The sequence below is a fragment of the Agarivorans sp. D1326 genome, from assembly GCF_056958115.1.
Genome location: NZ_JBTWEN010000001.1, coordinates 435954 through 450531 on the forward strand (window position 1 = coordinate 435954; position 14578 = coordinate 450531).

At 44.0% G+C, this 14578-nt stretch carries 17 protein-coding genes and 1 tRNA gene; 5 read left to right on the forward strand and 13 right to left on the reverse strand.

The window, feature by feature from the left end; translation table 11 throughout:
* Positions 1 to 78: 78 nt before the first annotated feature.
* The 6 genes from flgE to ACYFDN_RS01940 form a co-directional block, all read right to left on the reverse strand.
* Positions 79 to 1416: a flagellar hook protein FlgE gene (gene flgE, locus ACYFDN_RS01915; protein ID WP_016402475.1), complete on the reverse strand. Its 1338-nt coding sequence runs from the start codon at positions 1414 to 1416 to the stop codon at positions 79 to 81.
* Between the two features lie 32 nt (positions 1417 to 1448).
* Positions 1449 to 2120, reverse strand: a complete 672-nt coding sequence (locus tag ACYFDN_RS01920; RefSeq protein WP_016402476.1) for a flagellar hook assembly protein FlgD — start codon at positions 2118 to 2120, stop codon at positions 1449 to 1451.
* 10 nt (positions 2121 to 2130) lie between these two features.
* Positions 2131 to 2550: a flagellar basal body rod protein FlgC gene (flgC, locus tag ACYFDN_RS01925; RefSeq protein WP_016402477.1), complete on the reverse strand. Its 420-nt coding sequence runs from the start codon at positions 2548 to 2550 to the stop codon at positions 2131 to 2133.
* Complete coding sequence (flgB, locus tag ACYFDN_RS01930) at positions 2550 to 2948, reverse strand: flagellar basal body rod protein FlgB (RefSeq protein ID WP_152781203.1); 399 nt, start codon at positions 2946 to 2948, stop codon at positions 2550 to 2552. The genes flgC and flgB overlap by 1 nt, the downstream gene beginning before the upstream one ends.
* A 183-nt stretch (positions 2949 to 3131) precedes the next feature.
* Positions 3132 to 3956, reverse strand: a complete 825-nt coding sequence (locus ACYFDN_RS01935) for a CheR family methyltransferase (RefSeq protein WP_016402480.1) — start codon at positions 3954 to 3956, stop codon at positions 3132 to 3134.
* A 12-nt stretch (positions 3957 to 3968) separates the two neighbouring features.
* A complete protein-coding gene (locus tag ACYFDN_RS01940) occupies positions 3969 to 4880 on the reverse strand; it encodes a chemotaxis protein CheV (RefSeq protein ID WP_016402481.1) in 912 nt (303 codons plus the stop codon).
* 168 nt (positions 4881 to 5048) lie between these two features.
* Here ACYFDN_RS01940 and flgA point away from each other — a divergent pair, with 168 nt between their 5' ends.
* The 3 genes from flgA (at position 5049) to flgN (ending at position 6557) form a co-directional block, all read left to right on the forward strand.
* A complete protein-coding gene (flgA, locus tag ACYFDN_RS01945; RefSeq protein WP_152781205.1) occupies positions 5049 to 5729 on the forward strand; it encodes a flagellar basal body P-ring formation chaperone FlgA in 681 nt (226 codons plus the stop codon).
* Between the two features lie 77 nt (positions 5730 to 5806).
* The gene (flgM, locus tag ACYFDN_RS01950; protein ID WP_016402483.1) at positions 5807 to 6130 is read left to right on the forward strand and encodes a flagellar biosynthesis anti-sigma factor FlgM; all 324 of its coding nucleotides are present in this window, start codon (positions 5807 to 5809) and stop codon (positions 6128 to 6130) included.
* Between the two features lie 7 nt (positions 6131 to 6137).
* Positions 6138 to 6557 carry a flagellar export chaperone FlgN gene (gene flgN / locus ACYFDN_RS01955; RefSeq protein WP_483509818.1) on the forward strand — a complete coding sequence of 140 codons (420 nt, stop codon included), beginning with the start codon at positions 6138 to 6140 and terminating at the stop codon, positions 6555 to 6557.
* A 200-nt stretch (positions 6558 to 6757) separates the two neighbouring features.
* Here flgN and ACYFDN_RS01960 read toward each other — a convergent pair whose 3' ends face one another.
* The 3 genes from ACYFDN_RS01960 to ACYFDN_RS01970 are packed head-to-tail and all read right to left on the reverse strand — an operon-like array spanning position 6758 to position 8604.
* Positions 6758 to 7504 carry a FlgO family outer membrane protein gene (locus ACYFDN_RS01960; protein ID WP_483509819.1) on the reverse strand — a complete coding sequence of 249 codons (747 nt, stop codon included), beginning with the start codon at positions 7502 to 7504 and terminating at the stop codon, positions 6758 to 6760.
* 58 nt (positions 7505 to 7562) lie between these two features.
* A complete protein-coding gene (locus ACYFDN_RS01965) occupies positions 7563 to 8039 on the reverse strand; it encodes an LPP20 family lipoprotein (RefSeq protein WP_016402486.1) in 477 nt (158 codons plus the stop codon).
* The gene (locus tag ACYFDN_RS01970; protein ID WP_152781209.1) at positions 8020 to 8604 is read right to left on the reverse strand and encodes a FlgO family outer membrane protein; all 585 of its coding nucleotides are present in this window, start codon (positions 8602 to 8604) and stop codon (positions 8020 to 8022) included. The genes ACYFDN_RS01965 and ACYFDN_RS01970 overlap by 20 nt, the downstream gene beginning before the upstream one ends.
* Positions 8605 to 8712: 108 nt before the next feature.
* On the opposite strand from ACYFDN_RS01970, the gene ACYFDN_RS01975 reads away from it, so the two are divergent.
* Positions 8713 to 9855, forward strand: a complete 1143-nt coding sequence (locus tag ACYFDN_RS01975; RefSeq protein ID WP_483509820.1) for a flagellar assembly protein T N-terminal domain-containing protein — start codon at positions 8713 to 8715, stop codon at positions 9853 to 9855.
* 75 nt (positions 9856 to 9930) lie between these two features.
* A tRNA-Arg gene (locus ACYFDN_RS01980) sits at positions 9931 to 10006 on the forward strand.
* 102 nt (positions 10007 to 10108) lie between these two features.
* Here the strand turns inward: ACYFDN_RS01980 and ACYFDN_RS01985 are convergent.
* The 4 genes from ACYFDN_RS01985 to galE form a co-directional block, all read right to left on the reverse strand.
* Complete coding sequence (locus ACYFDN_RS01985) at positions 10109 to 10264, reverse strand: hypothetical protein (RefSeq protein WP_483509821.1); 156 nt, start codon at positions 10262 to 10264, stop codon at positions 10109 to 10111.
* Between the two features lie 552 nt (positions 10265 to 10816).
* Positions 10817 to 11980: a galactokinase gene (gene galK / locus ACYFDN_RS01990; RefSeq protein WP_483509822.1), complete on the reverse strand. Its 1164-nt coding sequence runs from the start codon at positions 11978 to 11980 to the stop codon at positions 10817 to 10819.
* An 11-nt stretch (positions 11981 to 11991) separates the two neighbouring features.
* On the reverse strand, positions 11992 to 13053 hold the full coding sequence (locus tag ACYFDN_RS01995; protein WP_483509823.1) for a UDP-glucose--hexose-1-phosphate uridylyltransferase: 1062 nt from the start codon (positions 13051 to 13053) through the stop codon (positions 11992 to 11994).
* Positions 13054 to 13108: 55 nt separating this feature from the next.
* Entirely contained in the window at positions 13109 to 14128 is a 1020-nt protein-coding gene (gene galE / locus ACYFDN_RS02000; protein WP_338625574.1) for a UDP-glucose 4-epimerase GalE, read from the reverse strand.
* Positions 14129 to 14578 lie beyond the last annotated feature (450 nt).

Below are 14578 nucleotides of genomic sequence, written 5' to 3' on the forward strand. Positions count from 1 at the left end.
ATGATTAAAAAAGCCAATTGAATCAATAAAATAAAAAGGCAGTCAAGGCTGCCTTTTTGCTCAAATGCTAATTGGCTATTAACGTATCTGAATAATAGTTTGCTGTAGCGTTGAGTTAACTTCTAAGGCACGAGAGTTAGCCTGGAAGTTACGCTGAGCACTAATCAAATTAACCAACTGCTCGGTTAAGTTAACGTTAGCTTGTTCTAAAGAAGCAGAGTTGATTTTACCGAAAGTCCCCGAGTTACCTTCACCGGCAATCGCTTCACCACTTAACTGGGTTTGCTGCCATGAGGTATCACCGATTTGCGCTAAACCTTGGTTATTGGCAAATTTAGCAACCGATACTTTAGCAATATTGGTTGTTTGACCATTACTGTAAGAGGCAACAACCAAACCATCTGGGCCAATATCAATACCTGTCAATTTACCAACGGTAGAACCATCTTGCGATAAACTAGATACTTCAAAGGCTGAGTTGTACTGAGTTGGGCCATTTAGGTTAAAAGTAATGGTTTGCGTTGGATCTACAGAACCCGTTACCGGATCCCATACACCACCAGGGCCGTTTGGTGGAGCAGTACCAAGCGCTACAGTCTCAATAATAAGTGGCGCTGTAGATGCTAATGCACCGGTATTATCAAAAGTTAAAGTCGCTGATGCAGGGATATTTGGATTAGGGTTACCCGCGTTAGGGGTATTAGCTGTACCACCTGCAACATCTACTGGCATACCGTCAATGTATATTAACTTGTGCCATGTGTTAGCCGTGGTGTCATCTTTAATAAAGAAGGTCTCAGCAACATGCGAGCCACCTTGAGAATCATACACCGTCACCGAAGTGGCAGACGTGTAGGTATTGCTGTCGGTTGGGTCGAAATCGCCTATATCATGAGTAGTACCGCTCGATGGCAAGTTAAAACTCATATCAACTTGGCTAGTCATGGTAGGGTTACCTACTTCAGCACTAATTTGAATTGCGCTGGTTGCAGCCATACTCACCGCTGAAGGCGTGCCGCTGTTGTTCACGGTATAACCTTGTAGGTATTGACCTTGCGAGTTAACAATAAAGTTATCAGCATTTAACTTAAACGCACCCGCACGAGTAAACTCTCGTGTTTGAGTGGTTAAGTCTGATGCGGTAACAAAAAAGCCTTCGCCACTGATCGCCATATCTAAGGCATTCTGGGTAAAGTTAAGACTACCTTGGTGGAATTGCTGAGCTACATCTACAGTTTTAACACCATTACCTACTGCGGTACGAGCATTTGAGAAAATCGATGTTGCATACACATCGGCAAACTCAGCACGCGACTCTTTAAAACCAATGGTGTTGACGTTAGCAATATTGTTCGCCGTTACGTCAAGATCCTTTTGCGAGGCATTGATGCCGCTTAGAGCGATATTAAATGACATCTCTCAATCTCCTATCGTTTTACTATTCTTTGTTAGGCCTTGGCTACTTCGAGAACATCGCTCATTGCAATGCCACCTAAGCCTTCTAAATTGACGACTACGCCAGATGTGCCACCAGCTAAGCTCACGCTACCTACGCTTGCATATGTTGCGGTGGGTAAACTGATCTCTTTACCGCCCTGAACACCATTAACTTTAATGTTGTACTTACCTTCTGGCATTGGATTCCCATTGGAATCGGTGCCGTCCCAAGAGAATGGCATGTTGCCGCTTCCCTCACCTAAGTCGATAACTTTGACGACTTCACCCGCCGCGTTCTCGACCGAAACTTTTACATTGGTTGTTGCTGCACCAGTTACCGCTACACCGTCAAAACCAGTACCACCGTTATGTCCGTAATCTAGCGGGACTAACACTTTCTGGCCCACTAAAGTTGACGCCTGCAAGGCAGCCGATGAATTCATGATCGAGTTCATGGTGTCAAACTTAGTACCAAGCTCAGCAATCCCCTCGGAAGTCTGAAAGCTCGCCATTTGCGCAATCATCTCAGCGTTATCAACGGGTTTACTTGGATCTTGATACTGCAACTGAGTAGTAAGCAGTGAGAAGAAATCCTCTTGCCCCAATGACTGATTGTTATTGCTCTCTGGAACAACCGACTCTGGTTGCCAATAATTATTTTGTAACGGATCAATAGTAGACACTGGCTACTCCTTAACTTTTACCCAGATTGAGCGTGCTATTTAGCATTTGCTTAGCGGCTTCAGTTACTTGAACATTGGCTTGATAGGAGCGAGAAGCACTCATCATGTCGGCCATTTCTTCAATAACGTTGACGTTTGGCTTGAAGATATACCCTTCTTCATTAGCCATGGGGTGTTCTGGGTAATACTCTTTACGCAACGGAGCATCTGATTCAACTATGCCCGCTACTTTAACTTGTGCAGATTCAACTTGTGCTTGAGATGCTTTATTTAACTCAGCCTCAAACACTGGTTTTCTTGCTCGATACGTTTGATCGATACTTGAACTAATACTGTCGGCATTGGCTAGGTTACTGGCAGTGGTATTTAAACGTACCGACTGCGCCTTCATGGCCGAAGCTGAAATATCAAAAACATTAAAAAAGCTCATTATTGACCTCCCTTAATTGCATTACGTAAGCCACTAAACTTGCTTGAAAGAAAGTTTATACCTGCTTGATATTCCAGGCCATTTTGCATAAATGCAGCTTTCTCTTTTTGTACATCAACGGTATTACCGTCACCGGTGTCTGGTTGATCCGGCACTTGAAAACCTAGTTCGGCAAACTGGCTGTTACCGCCGCTGATGTGGCGCTCATTAGTGATGTGCATTCCACCACCCTGCTTACTTTTAGCGGCAGCAAATGCTTTATTAAAATCTATATCTCGTGCTTTATAGTTAGGTGTATCAGCATTAGCAATGTTACTTGCAATCACCTCAGAACGGCGGGCTCTTACACCTACAGTATGCTGATGAACGCCTAATGCTTTATCAAATGTTATTGCCATATACACCTCGTTACACTTCTACGAAGAATATTTAGCAAGAGCTGTGCCAGAGTTTTTTTGACGCTTTTTGTTCAACTAACTAAGGAACTTAGTTGTATTGGTATGCAAGATAACGGTGGCAGGGTGATGCTAGCGGCAAGTAAAGCGGCAACTATTGCCATTTACTGCCGCTTCGGGTTTAGCTTATTTTAGTTGATAAACAATGCCGGGATGGCAACGCAACATATTAAAACGATCGGTTAAGCCGGTAATAGACTCAGAGGCTCCCAACATTAAATATCCATTAGGGTTTAATGCTTGAGCAAACTGATTAAGGATCTTCGATTTCACATCAGCGTTAAAGTAAATCAAAACATTACGACAAAAAATGATATCGAATTTACCCATTAACGCGTAACTATCTAAGAGATTAAGCGGTCTAAAGCTAACATTTTTACGCACTTTATCATTAACTCGAAATCTGCCGTCGGTAGTCGCTTCAAAAAACTGACGCTTACGCTCTGGCGATAAACCACGCGCCAAAGCTAAAGTGTCATACTCACCACGCTTACAATGTTCCAGCATCGACGGAGATATGTCAGTTCCCACTACCTGCACCCCCATAGGTAAGGTTCCAGGGCGTTTAGCCTGATACTCCAGTGAAGTCATCATAATAGAGTATGGCTCTTGGCCAGAGGAGCTTGCCGCTGACCAAATCTTCACTGGCCGAGATAGCTTTGTGAACTCAGGCAAGAGTTTGTCACCGAGCAATTGAAATGGATAAGTATCCCTAAACCACAGAGTCTCATTAGTGGTCATGGCGTCAACCACGGCCGCACGTAAATCACGCTCACGTAGGCTCATGGCTTTTTGAACTAGCTCGGTAAGGCTCGCTACAGAGTACTGAGCCATTAAAGGCGATAAACGGCTCTTTACTAAGTATTGCTTGTTATCACCTAATACAATTCCGCACTGCTTTTCTAGAAAGCCACAAAACTGTTTATACACATCATCTGTTATGGTTCTCAATGCATCCACACTCTATAAAGATTGACGAACAGCGGCAGCTAATTCATCTGGATTAAATTTAGCAATAAAGGCGTTAGCGCCAACTTTATTTACCATAGCTTGGTTGAATACACCACTTAAGGAGGTGTGTAAAATTATGTGCAGACCTTTTAAATCTGGATGAGAACGTACTTCCGCGGTTAAGGTGTAACCATCCATTTCTGGCATTTCAATATCTGAAATCACCAGCGCTATTTGATCGGTAATTGGACCATCTTTAGCCATAGTGGTTAACAGTTCGAGGGCTTCTCGTCCATCTTGGCAAAGTAAGGCTTCTACCCCTAAGGAGGTTACCGCGCGCTTAACTTGATTTCGCGCCACCGAAGAATCGTCAACCACCAATACTTTTTTGTCTATTTGAACGTTTGCGGCTGCTTCTTCAACAATCTCTTTACTTACAGTGGTATCAACCGGAGAAATTTCATCGAGAATCTTTTCAACGTCTAAAATAGAAACTAGCTCTTTTTCAACCTCTGTTACCGCTGTCAGGTAGTTGAACTTACCCGCCCCTTTTGGCGGCGGCAAAATGTCTTCCCAATTCATATTTACAATACGCTCGACCGAGCCTACTAAAAAGCCCTGCACAGAACGGTTGTACTCTGAAATGATGATGAAACACTTGGTTACATCTTCTATTGGACGCCCGCCTGTGGCTGAACTTAAATCAATGACCGAAATAGTTTGGCCACGAATATGTGCCACACCTCGGATAACAGGATTTAGTTTAGGCAGCGCGGTAAGTGGCGGACACTGTAAGACTTCTTTTACTTTAAATACATTAATGCCATAGCGCTGAGACCCATTTAACCTGAATAACAACAACTCTAAGCGATTCTGTCCTACTAGCTGCGTACGCTGGTTTACCGAATCTAAAATACCCGCCATATACTTATCACTCCTTAGAAAGGGGCATCAACCTTGCTTAACCCCTGTATACTATCGCTTAATCTAACTTAATTGTCGTTTTTTTGACACCAAGAGGCTTAACATCGACTTGTTAAGCATAGACAAAAAAGCCAATTGTTACTTTGCTTTATCGGTATCATATCGGAAATGTTGATAAAAATTGCTGCTTCACTCGTATTATTTTGTTTTAGTCTTACTGCTCACACTAGTGAGCTGCACTCGCAGCTTGAAAAAGCAGCAGTAGATTTTGTTTATTCACAGATAACTCACGACAATAGTCAAAAAATTGAGCTAACCGCTAATCAATTAGATGAGCGAATCGCGATCCCCGACTGTTCAACGCCTTATCGTTACAGTTTAGCCAATGGTGAAGTACGCAGAAACACCAGTGTATTAGTTACGTGTGATGAACACGCAAACTGGCGCCTCTATATCCCAGTACGCAAACAAGTATTGCTTGCCGTGGTAGTAGCAGCCTCCCCCATCCAGGAAGGGGCTGCCTTAACTAACGCGCAACTTACCACTAATTTTTTGCCCGAGAATCGCTTACGCGGCAGTTACTTCACAGAGCTAGAGCTCTTAGTTGGTGCTAAACTTAGACGAGCAATGCGTAAAGACCAAATTATAACCGGGCGCGATATTTGCATAGTTTGCAAAGGTGATGCTGTTACCATCTCCGCCAATGCAGGTGGGCTGAATGTAACAACCCAAGGTACCGCTTTGTCTAGTGGCACTATCGGTGATACCATTCGGGTTAGAAATAATCAGTCTCAGCGTCTGGTCACCGGCCGAGTAAAAGCGATTGGAATAGTTGAGGTAAAACTTTAATTTTTTTCTAAAGTTTTATCAAAGCAAGCCGATAGCTTTATTGAATACGAAAAATTGATTAACTGTGGGGCGCCATTATGGCTTTAAATATTAACAACTTAGGTGGAAACCGTCCTAGTCAACTAGACTCAAATCGAGTTGCTGACAAAGGCACAAAAGAAAGCGCTGAACAACGTTCAACCGCTGGTTCTGCTGCAGCCCAGGATTCAGTTATGCTTACAAACGAAGCACAACAACTAAACCGTATTCAGCAGAATTTGCTCAGTGATTCAGATAGCAGAAGCTCGAAGCTCGAATCAATCAAGCAAGCGGTGGCCGATGGTACTTATCAAGTAGATGCCAATAAAGTTGCACAGAAAATGGGTGACTTTGAAAGTGAGTTTAATAAAGCGCTTGGATAATTAGCCTATGATCGCCCCACTACTGAATACTCAAGAGCAGCAACTCACCTTGCTGCTTTCTCTTTTGGAGCAAGAAAAAGTTGCTCTTGAACAAGACGATACTATTGCTCTTTATGCTGTTGCTGAGCAAAAAGAACAAGTACTGGCGCTAATAGCGAGTGCCGATGAAGAGATCGCAGCGTCTTCCAATAAAGAACAGCTGAATTCAGATCCTCAATTTGTTCAACAAGTAGATACCATCAAAAGTTTGCTGGCCCAATGCCAAGAACGCAATCAGCTAAATGGCGAAATAATTAAAGCCAGCAATGAAAAAGTCAAACAGCTAAGTGCCGTAATTGACCAACTGCAAAACCAAAATGCGTCTACCTATGACAAACTAGGTAAAAAGCACAGTTCACAACGAATGGGTAAAGGCTTTAAAGCTTAAGTTACCCCTCGCTTCCAGAAACTACATAATCCAAATTAACTGGGCATTAAGCTGTTCACCTTAGCTAATTGAATTTGAACTTCTGAATGCTCTACTGTTGTTAATGGAAAAAATGTTGCTTGTAGTAGTTACATATTCAAAAACAACAAAACCCCAGCCAAGGCTAGGGTTTTGCGTATAACAGTAATAGACGAAATTAACTAACCACGCTCCCCCATCGGCATCTTAGTTTTACTGGCCTGCTTACGCGACTCGATAATCATTACCCCATCTCGCTTAACTGGCGCAGGTACTTTGCTTTGATACACCTCATTCGGAATAAGCTCTTGAGCAGAAGCAACCACGACTTTTGATTGAGCGCCAACGATCCGAGCGTTAACCAAAATACCTTTATTTGATTTGCTAAAAGTACCTACGAGCAAGTATTCAATGGGTAAACGCTTAGATAACTCTTTTACGTTGCGGCTATATACAAAGTCCCCTTCTGGGGTAATGCGAATAAAACCAGTGGTTTTATAATCAATTACCGAAAAGCCACTTTGTTGCATTTCGTAAACAAAGCTTTCGGCTAGCTGCATGCCAAATAAATCAGTGGTGCGAAGGTTATCTAAAGGAACAAACGAAGCCACGCCAATAGGCGTATCGGCATTCACATAGTGAGAGCTTGAGACTAGGCGTTGCGACATTAGATTTACATAATCGGTCAGTGAGTGCTGAACATCAGGGTCACTCATATCTGGGCTGGCAGGGTTAAGCGAACGGCTTTGCATTCCACTTAAAAACAACTGCCCGTTCTCATCTACAACACCTTCCATGTAGTGAGCGTTGTGAGTATGTGCGGCGTGATGCTTTGAGCCATCGTACACCACCACTTTTTGCATTGATGGGGAACTAGAGCACCCCACCAGCATTGTAGTAGCCAAGGCTACTAAAGATATACCTTTCATGTCGCTTCCTTAATCGTCTATTACGCTTTAAGTATCGGCCAGAAAGGTAAAATCTTTACTAAAAATGAACGGTTTTTTGACTCTCAAGATGGCGAGTTGGCGCCATAGACATAGTAACGCGGTACACTTCTCGGAAATCTAGTTGCAACTCAGTGACATATACATCGTCAACCGCGTAGGCGTTAATCACCTTAGCACCACGAATTACCCCAGCAACCGAGGCAGCTAAACGCTCGTTACCAAGCACCATATCGCTGACAGTTGCGGTACTATCGATATGTTGGCCATACACTTGCTCAGAAAGCTCTCTGTATGCGTCCAGCTTCGAGGCTTTCATTGCGCGTAATTGTTTAGCGCTCATGTCTGCGCCACGTTGCTGACTAATAGGCGCATAACCAACGGCATTAACCACGGTAAAGTCACCCGGTGGCTCATAAGTCCATTCAACTTGTTTAACTTGGGTTGTTGGCGTACAAGCTAGCAACAACAAAACCGCTAGACTAATAAACCACGATCTAAAGTACAGATTGTTCATGACGCTGCAAGCTCCCATTTACACTAGTCACACGCGGTGAAGTTGCCCCCGCCATATTGGGGATAAATTGATAAGCAGCCGACACAACCGCTTGGCTAGATAGCTCAACTAAACGAAGATTTACATGCCTACCCGAAGTTGTTCGCTGAAAACTGCCAACCACCACATAGGTAATCTCCATTTCAGTTCTCAGTAAATCTGCATCTCGCGATAACGAAAACTCGCCGAAACCGGGGTCCATTTGCAAACGTCCAGTAAGGCGCGGCTCTACCATATTTACGCCTTCACGCGATAAAGCGGCAAACATTGCCTCTGCCACTTGCCGCCCAAATCCATCGCTCGATTGCAAGTTGTCTAAATCCACCACCGTACTTATAGCCACAGAGTCAGTCTCGGTTAAATCCACGTCATCAGTTAACTGTTGAGACAGGTTGTCGACATGCACATACAAAGCGGCATCTTGCTGCTCTCGCGGCTCCACATAAGGATAATTAGAAACATGATGTAAACTGGTATTGCATCCTTGTAGCGTTACCAGCAAAATAAATAGTGTCGTATATCGCATATCAATCTCCTCCGACTTCCCTGTTCCAAGCAATAACCGTTCCAGTCAAAAAAATAGCGTTTTATTTTGGGTATAGTTATTGCTTACTCCGAAACATAGGAGGGCCTTATGAAACAGATAATTCTTTTAGTTGGGATGCTAATTAGCATGTCGACACAGGCAATATGGTACGAGGCTAAGGGCCAAGCCACCATCGTAAACAACGACTTTGAACAAGCCAAAAGCTTAGCCACCCAAGATGCGGTTAAGCAGCTTCTGTTGTATTCGGGGGCGTCTGTTACCAGCATTAGCAAAGTCTCTGGTGGGCAACTCACCCTTGATCAAATTGAAGTGGTTTCTAAAGGCTCCTTGCATAACCTAACCGTATTAGACGAAGGTAATCACGGCCAACAATACTATATAATTTTACAGGCCGACGTATTCCCGGCTACCAGCCAATGTAAAGCCAGCGGCTATAGCAAAAACATGTTGCTACTCCCTCCCTTCTTAAAGCAGCAACATCAGGCGCGTGTGGGACAACTACAAGAGCTATCACCGGCAGTTGAACAACGCACCTACGACATTGCTCGCCAGGTGGGTAATCAGTTCAACGTAAAGCCCCCACCAAAGTTACCTTTAAATTATTACAAGCCAGGAGAACATAACTACAAGGGCATTAAAGATGTTGCCGATCGTTATGGCGCACAATATTTGCTTGGCTTAGAAATCGAGAACATTTCGCTAGACCAAGTGCACAAGCCTAAATTTATTAACCTTAGTTATCCGCAACGTTACTTTGTGGTGAATGCCAGGGTATACAACGCCATTGATTTAGAAGAAATATACAACAAGCGTTTTTCGGTAAACGCACCATGGGAGTTTGACGCCAGAGAGGTGGTATCCCCCCACTCTGCCGAGTTTTGGTTATCGGCCTATGGAGAAACGGTAAACGCCACCTTACAACAGGTAGTTACCGAAGTAGATGCCCTGCTAGCTTGCCAACCCTTACAAGGCAGCGTGGTAAAAGTTCTGGGGCCAGATCGCTGGCAAATAAACCTTGGGAAAGCGAATCAGCTTAACCGCGGCATGTTGTTAAACTTGATTCATCAAAACTATCACTGGGGAAACTGGGACATTCCACGCCAAGAGCAAATTATGGCTGACAGCATGGTAAGAATTGAGCAAGTGTATCAAGAGAGTGCCATTGTGGTAGCGGTTGACCCAAGCATGACGGCAAATATTCAACTTGGTGACTTAGTAAGCAAACAGTAAGGCTTTGCTTTTCATAAAGTTAAAGCTGAGTATAATGTACCCGCACACTAAACTAGGTGTGCGCCTTACTTTAGTGTCCCCTTAGTTCAGCTGGATAGAACAAGGACCTCCTAAGTCTTAGACACAGGTTCGAATCCTGTAGGGGACGCCAGTATCTGCGTAACAAAGTATGCTCTAGCCCACGTTTATGTGCGTGTACCTAGCTGTGACATAATCGATTTACAGCACACTTGGCTTTTTTCTATCGCTATAGCTACGCAGCCTCCTTCGCACACTCATTTTCCGCAGCTTTGCGGGCGGCGATAGCCTCTTCCTGCTTCTTAAAACACCCTAAATGCTTGCGTTTCCCTTCGACAATTATATGAGCCATCCATAGTGCATCTCGTTTGTGAAAACTTACACCTTTCATGTTCTTACCTCGTCAATCTACATTATTTGTGCCTTGAAAGTGAAACTAGCTCACTAAGTTGATTACAGCATTTTACCAGCCATTAGTAACTGGCAAATGCTTAGGTAGCCACACACTTGTTAGCAATGCATTCAACTTACTTTGACGCCAAAGTCACCCACAAAGATGAGCTAAAGCTGTTACCGTAGTTCTTTCACTGTTGGCTGCTAGTTACAATTTTCTTTTGGACACAAAAAAGCCGCCCTTGGGCGACTTCCTATCTAGCTATTTTCATCAGACTATCCTTCTGACAACGCAGATGTTACCACGCAGCCCTTTGCTCAACTATGTATAGTTCATATACGCTAGGTGAATCACATAATACAATGATATCAACCACCTAGCCTGAGTCGTTACACCCAACCTACTATCGACTCACCCGCTGATTATTACAGTGCCCACCTTTTCACTTCTAGAAAACAAAATTTTACTCCCGTCACTCGTCAACATTTGACGTAGCTAAAAACAAAAAAGCCTCGAACAAGTCGAGGCTTTTGCATGAACACTTAGAGGTTAAATAGCACCAGCCCCAGGCATTGCTTTACACACATAAATGCTTTCTTTTAGCCCTGTTAATGCTTGGTATTTCTGCTCAACCGCTTGGCACACATCATCCACTAAAGCAGGTGGTATCAAGGCCACAATACAACCACCAAAACCACCACCGGTCATGCGAACGCCGCCTTCTGCGCCAATCACTTGCTTAACAATGTCTACAAGACCATCTACTTCCGGCACGGTGATTTCGAAATCGTCACGCATAGAGGCATGAGACTGTTCCATTAGCACACTCAGTTTTGCCATATCGTTGGCTTTTAACGCTTCCGATGCAGCCAATGTACGGGCATTTTCAGTAATTACATGACGCGCACGTTTCGCCACAATAGGATCGAGGCTCGCCGAGTTCTCAGCAAACATCGCTTCACTAACATCACGTAAAGAACTTGCCCCTAAACCTTTAGCAGCAGCTTCACATTGCTCACGACGAGTATTGTATTCACTATCTACCAAACCACGTTTTTTGTTGCTGTTAATAATAACAACCGCCATATCTTCTGGCATGGCTACCGCTTTGGTTTCTAATGAACGACAATCGATAAGTAAGGCGTGGTTTGCTTCACCTTCGGCTGAAATAAGTTGGTCCATAATGCCGCAGTTACAACCTACAAAGTTGTTTTCAGCTTCTTGTCCAATTAAGGCAAGTTGCTGTTGCGACACATCCAGTTTGTATAGCGTTTTAAACGTTTGGCCAATAACCACTTCTAACGCGGCCGAAGAGCTTAAGCCCGCACCTTGTGGCACATTACCACTCACCGCAATATCGGCACCTGAAAAAGTGAAACCTTTGTTCAGCAATACTGAAATAACCCCACGAATGTAGTTAACCCACATTAGGTCTTGGTCAAATTCTAAAGGTTGGCTTATATCAAACTCGTTAACTTGATTACCGTAATCTACTGATACCACCCGCACAATACTGTCGGTACGTGGAGACGCAGCCACTACTGCTTGGTAATCAATAGCGCAAGGTAATACAAAACCATCGTTATAATCGGTATGTTCACCGATGAGGTTTACCCGCCCAGGTGCTTGTATCAGCTTTGCAGGTGCTTGCCCGGTCATTTCAGTAAAGGCACTAGCAACCTTATCAATGAGTTGTTGTTGGCGATCTGTCATTATCGGCTCCTTTACTGATCTTGTTCTTTGTAATGTACGTCACTTAGGTCACGAAGCTTTGCAGCCGCTTGTTCGGCGGTCAAGTCACGCTGGCTTTCTGCTAGCATTTCGTAGCCCACCATAAACTTGCGCACACTGGCGCTACGTAATAGCGGTGGGTAGAACAAGGCATGTAATTGCCAATGCTCTGTAGATGTGTCCCCTTCCTTGAAGAAAGGCGCATAGTGCCAACCCATTGAGTAAGGGAATGAACACTTAAACAGATTGTCATAGCGACTAGTCAACTTTTTAATGGCAAGAGACAAGTCGTCACGTTGCTCATCAGACAGTTCGCTCATTCGACGAATATGCGCTTTAGGCAATAGCATCGTTTCAAACGGCCATGCAGCCCAATAAGGTACTACAGCCAGCCAATGCTCGGTTTCAACAACCGTTCGTACACCATCAGCTTGTTCTTTTGCTGCATAGTCAACTAAAAGGTTGCTGCCGTGTTGCTGGTAATACTCTCGTAAATGCTTGTCTTTACGCTCAATCTCATTCGGTAAAAAGCTGTTGGCCCAAATTTGGCCATGAGGATGAGGCTGAGAACAGCCCATGGTTTCACCTTTATTCTCGAAAGCCTGAACCCAAAGGTAGTCTTTACCAAGTTCTTCGATTTGCTCATTCCAAGTGTCGATAACACCTCGAATAGCGGGTACCGAAAGCTCGGGTAAGGTTTTGCTATGGTCGGGAGAAAAACAAATCACTCGACTTAAACCACGAGCTTCCATACTGGTAAACAAGGGATCGGCTGACTTAGGCACGTCAGGTGAACCCGTCATCAATGCCGCGAAGTCATTTCCAAATACGTAAGTCCCCTTATAATCTGGATTTACATCGCCAGAAATTCGGGTATTTCCTGCACACAAAAAACAGCCTTCGTCGTAGCTAGGAAGCTCAGCAGTAGACGGGGTTTCATCTTGGCCGCTCCACGGGCGCTTAGCACGATGCGGAGAAACTAAGATCCACTGTCCAGTTAACGGGTTGTACCGACGGTGCGGATGCTCTGTTGGGTCGAATTGAGTGTCTAACATGAGATTTTCTTACTCCATAAAAAGCACCACAAAGTGCTTTCTGTTTTCTAAACTTTTACTGGTCGTAACCTTTAGGGTTATTTGACTGCCAATTCCAGGTATCAGCGGTCATGTCATCAATGCTGCGAGTGGCTTTCCAGCCTAAAACTTTTTCCGCTTTATCGGTGGCGGCCCAGCATTCAGCAATGTCGCCATTACGGCGCGGGCAAATTTGGTAAGCGATATCTTTACCACAAGCTGCGCTAAATGCTTTTACCATTTCAAGCACAGAGCTACCTTTACCGGTTCCGAGGTTGAAGATATGTAAACCGGCTTGCTCACCAATTTTGGTTAAGGCTGCAACGTGGCCATCAGCTAAATCCATAACGTGAATGTAGTCGCGAACGCCAGTGCCGTCGGGGGTTGGATAATCATCACCAAATACTGACAAACTCTCTCGGCGCCCTACCGCAACTTGCGCAATAAACGGCATTAAGTTATTTGGAATACCTTGAGGGTCTTCACCCATTAAGCCACTAGGATGAGCGCCAACAGGGTTAAAGTAGCGCAGTAAGGTAACGCTTAAATCTGGCGCCGCGAGTTGAATATCGCGGAAGCACTCTTCCACCATAAACTTACTTCGACCGTAAGGGTTAGTCACATCACCGGTTGGAGTATCTTCGTTGATTGGCATAACACTTGGCTCGCCGTACACCGTAGCCGAAGAGCTAAATACAATGCTTTTTACGCCAGCTTTACGCATCACATCAATTAGCACTAACGAACCTGTTACGTTATTGTCGTAGTACTCATAAGGCTTCTCAACCGACTCACCTACTGCTTTTAAGCCCGCAAAATGGATGACAGAATCGATATTATGTTCGCTAAAGATCTTTTCTAGTACCGTGCGGTCTCGCACGTCACCTTGGTAGAAAGCAGGTTGTTGTTTGGTTAAGGTTTCGATTCGTGCAAGTACTTCACGCTTACTGTTACATAGGTTATCTAGAATAATGGGGGTTAAACCAGCATTAATCAGTTGTACACAAGTATGGCTGCCAATGTAGCCCATACCGCCTGTAACCAAGACCTTATTCATCACGTTCTCCAAAATCTGTACAGCTTATGCTGCACCCAGTTCTACAAAAAACAGCTTTAACAGCTTCGAATAAGTATATTGAAGCACGAAAGGGTAAACGTTTCCACTTTTAAATATAAAGTAATTTAATTATTGGCAATTTTTGCGATTTAGCACAAAATAAACAGCCTCACATCGTCTTACAAGCACCAACAATCATAGCCTTGAGCAACCAACAGCAGCTGCGGCAAAACAGCTTACCAGCTCTGTCATTTAGCCACTTTAGCAGTCTTTTAATATGTTTTGTTGTGGGTAATAGCTCTCACCAAGGGAAAATATTACCCTCAACCACTTATTGCAACACACTAAAGACAACGTTTACCTAACTATTAGGATAGCAGTAATTGACATAATTCGATTATGTTTCCTTTAGATATGAGCAGCTCCTAGCTTTTGTATAAAACTTGGCCA

Bases quoted from the DNA above. Each gene is read 5' to 3' on its own strand.
- ACYFDN_RS01960 (WP_483509819.1), bottom strand. From the start codon at position 7,504: ATGAAAGGTATATCTTTAGTAGCCTTGGCTACTACAATGCTGGTGGGG.
- flgA (WP_152781205.1), top strand. From the start codon at position 5,049: ATGTTGATAAAAATTGCTGCTTCACTCGTATTATTTTGTTTTAGTCTT.
- galK (WP_483509822.1), bottom strand. From the start codon at position 11,980: ATGACAGATCGCCAACAACAACTCATTGATAAGGTTGCTAGTGCCTTT.
- ACYFDN_RS01970 (WP_152781209.1), bottom strand. From the start codon at position 8,604: ATGCGATATACGACACTATTTATTTTGCTGGTAACGCTACAAGGATGC.
- ACYFDN_RS01940 (WP_016402481.1), bottom strand. From the start codon at position 4,880: ATGGCGGGTATTTTAGATTCGGTAAACCAGCGTACGCAGCTAGTAGGA.
- flgN (WP_483509818.1), top strand. From the start codon at position 6,138: ATGATCGCCCCACTACTGAATACTCAAGAGCAGCAACTCACCTTGCTG.
- galE (WP_338625574.1), bottom strand. From the start codon at position 14,128: ATGAATAAGGTCTTGGTTACAGGCGGTATGGGCTACATTGGCAGCCAT.
- flgC (WP_016402477.1), bottom strand. From the start codon at position 2,550: ATGAGCTTTTTTAATGTTTTTGATATTTCAGCTTCGGCCATGAAGGCG.
- flgM (WP_016402483.1), top strand. From the start codon at position 5,807: ATGGCTTTAAATATTAACAACTTAGGTGGAAACCGTCCTAGTCAACTA.
- flgE (WP_016402475.1), bottom strand. From the start codon at position 1,416: ATGTCATTTAATATCGCTCTAAGCGGCATCAATGCCTCGCAAAAGGAT.
- ACYFDN_RS01995 (WP_483509823.1), bottom strand. From the start codon at position 13,053: ATGTTAGACACTCAATTCGACCCAACAGAGCATCCGCACCGTCGGTAC.
- ACYFDN_RS01985 (WP_483509821.1), bottom strand. From the start codon at position 10,264: ATGAAAGGTGTAAGTTTTCACAAACGAGATGCACTATGGATGGCTCAT.
- ACYFDN_RS01975 (WP_483509820.1), top strand. From the start codon at position 8,713: ATGAAACAGATAATTCTTTTAGTTGGGATGCTAATTAGCATGTCGACA.
- flgB (WP_152781203.1), bottom strand. From the start codon at position 2,948: ATGGCAATAACATTTGATAAAGCATTAGGCGTTCATCAGCATACTGTA.
- ACYFDN_RS01965 (WP_016402486.1), bottom strand. From the start codon at position 8,039: ATGAACAATCTGTACTTTAGATCGTGGTTTATTAGTCTAGCGGTTTTG.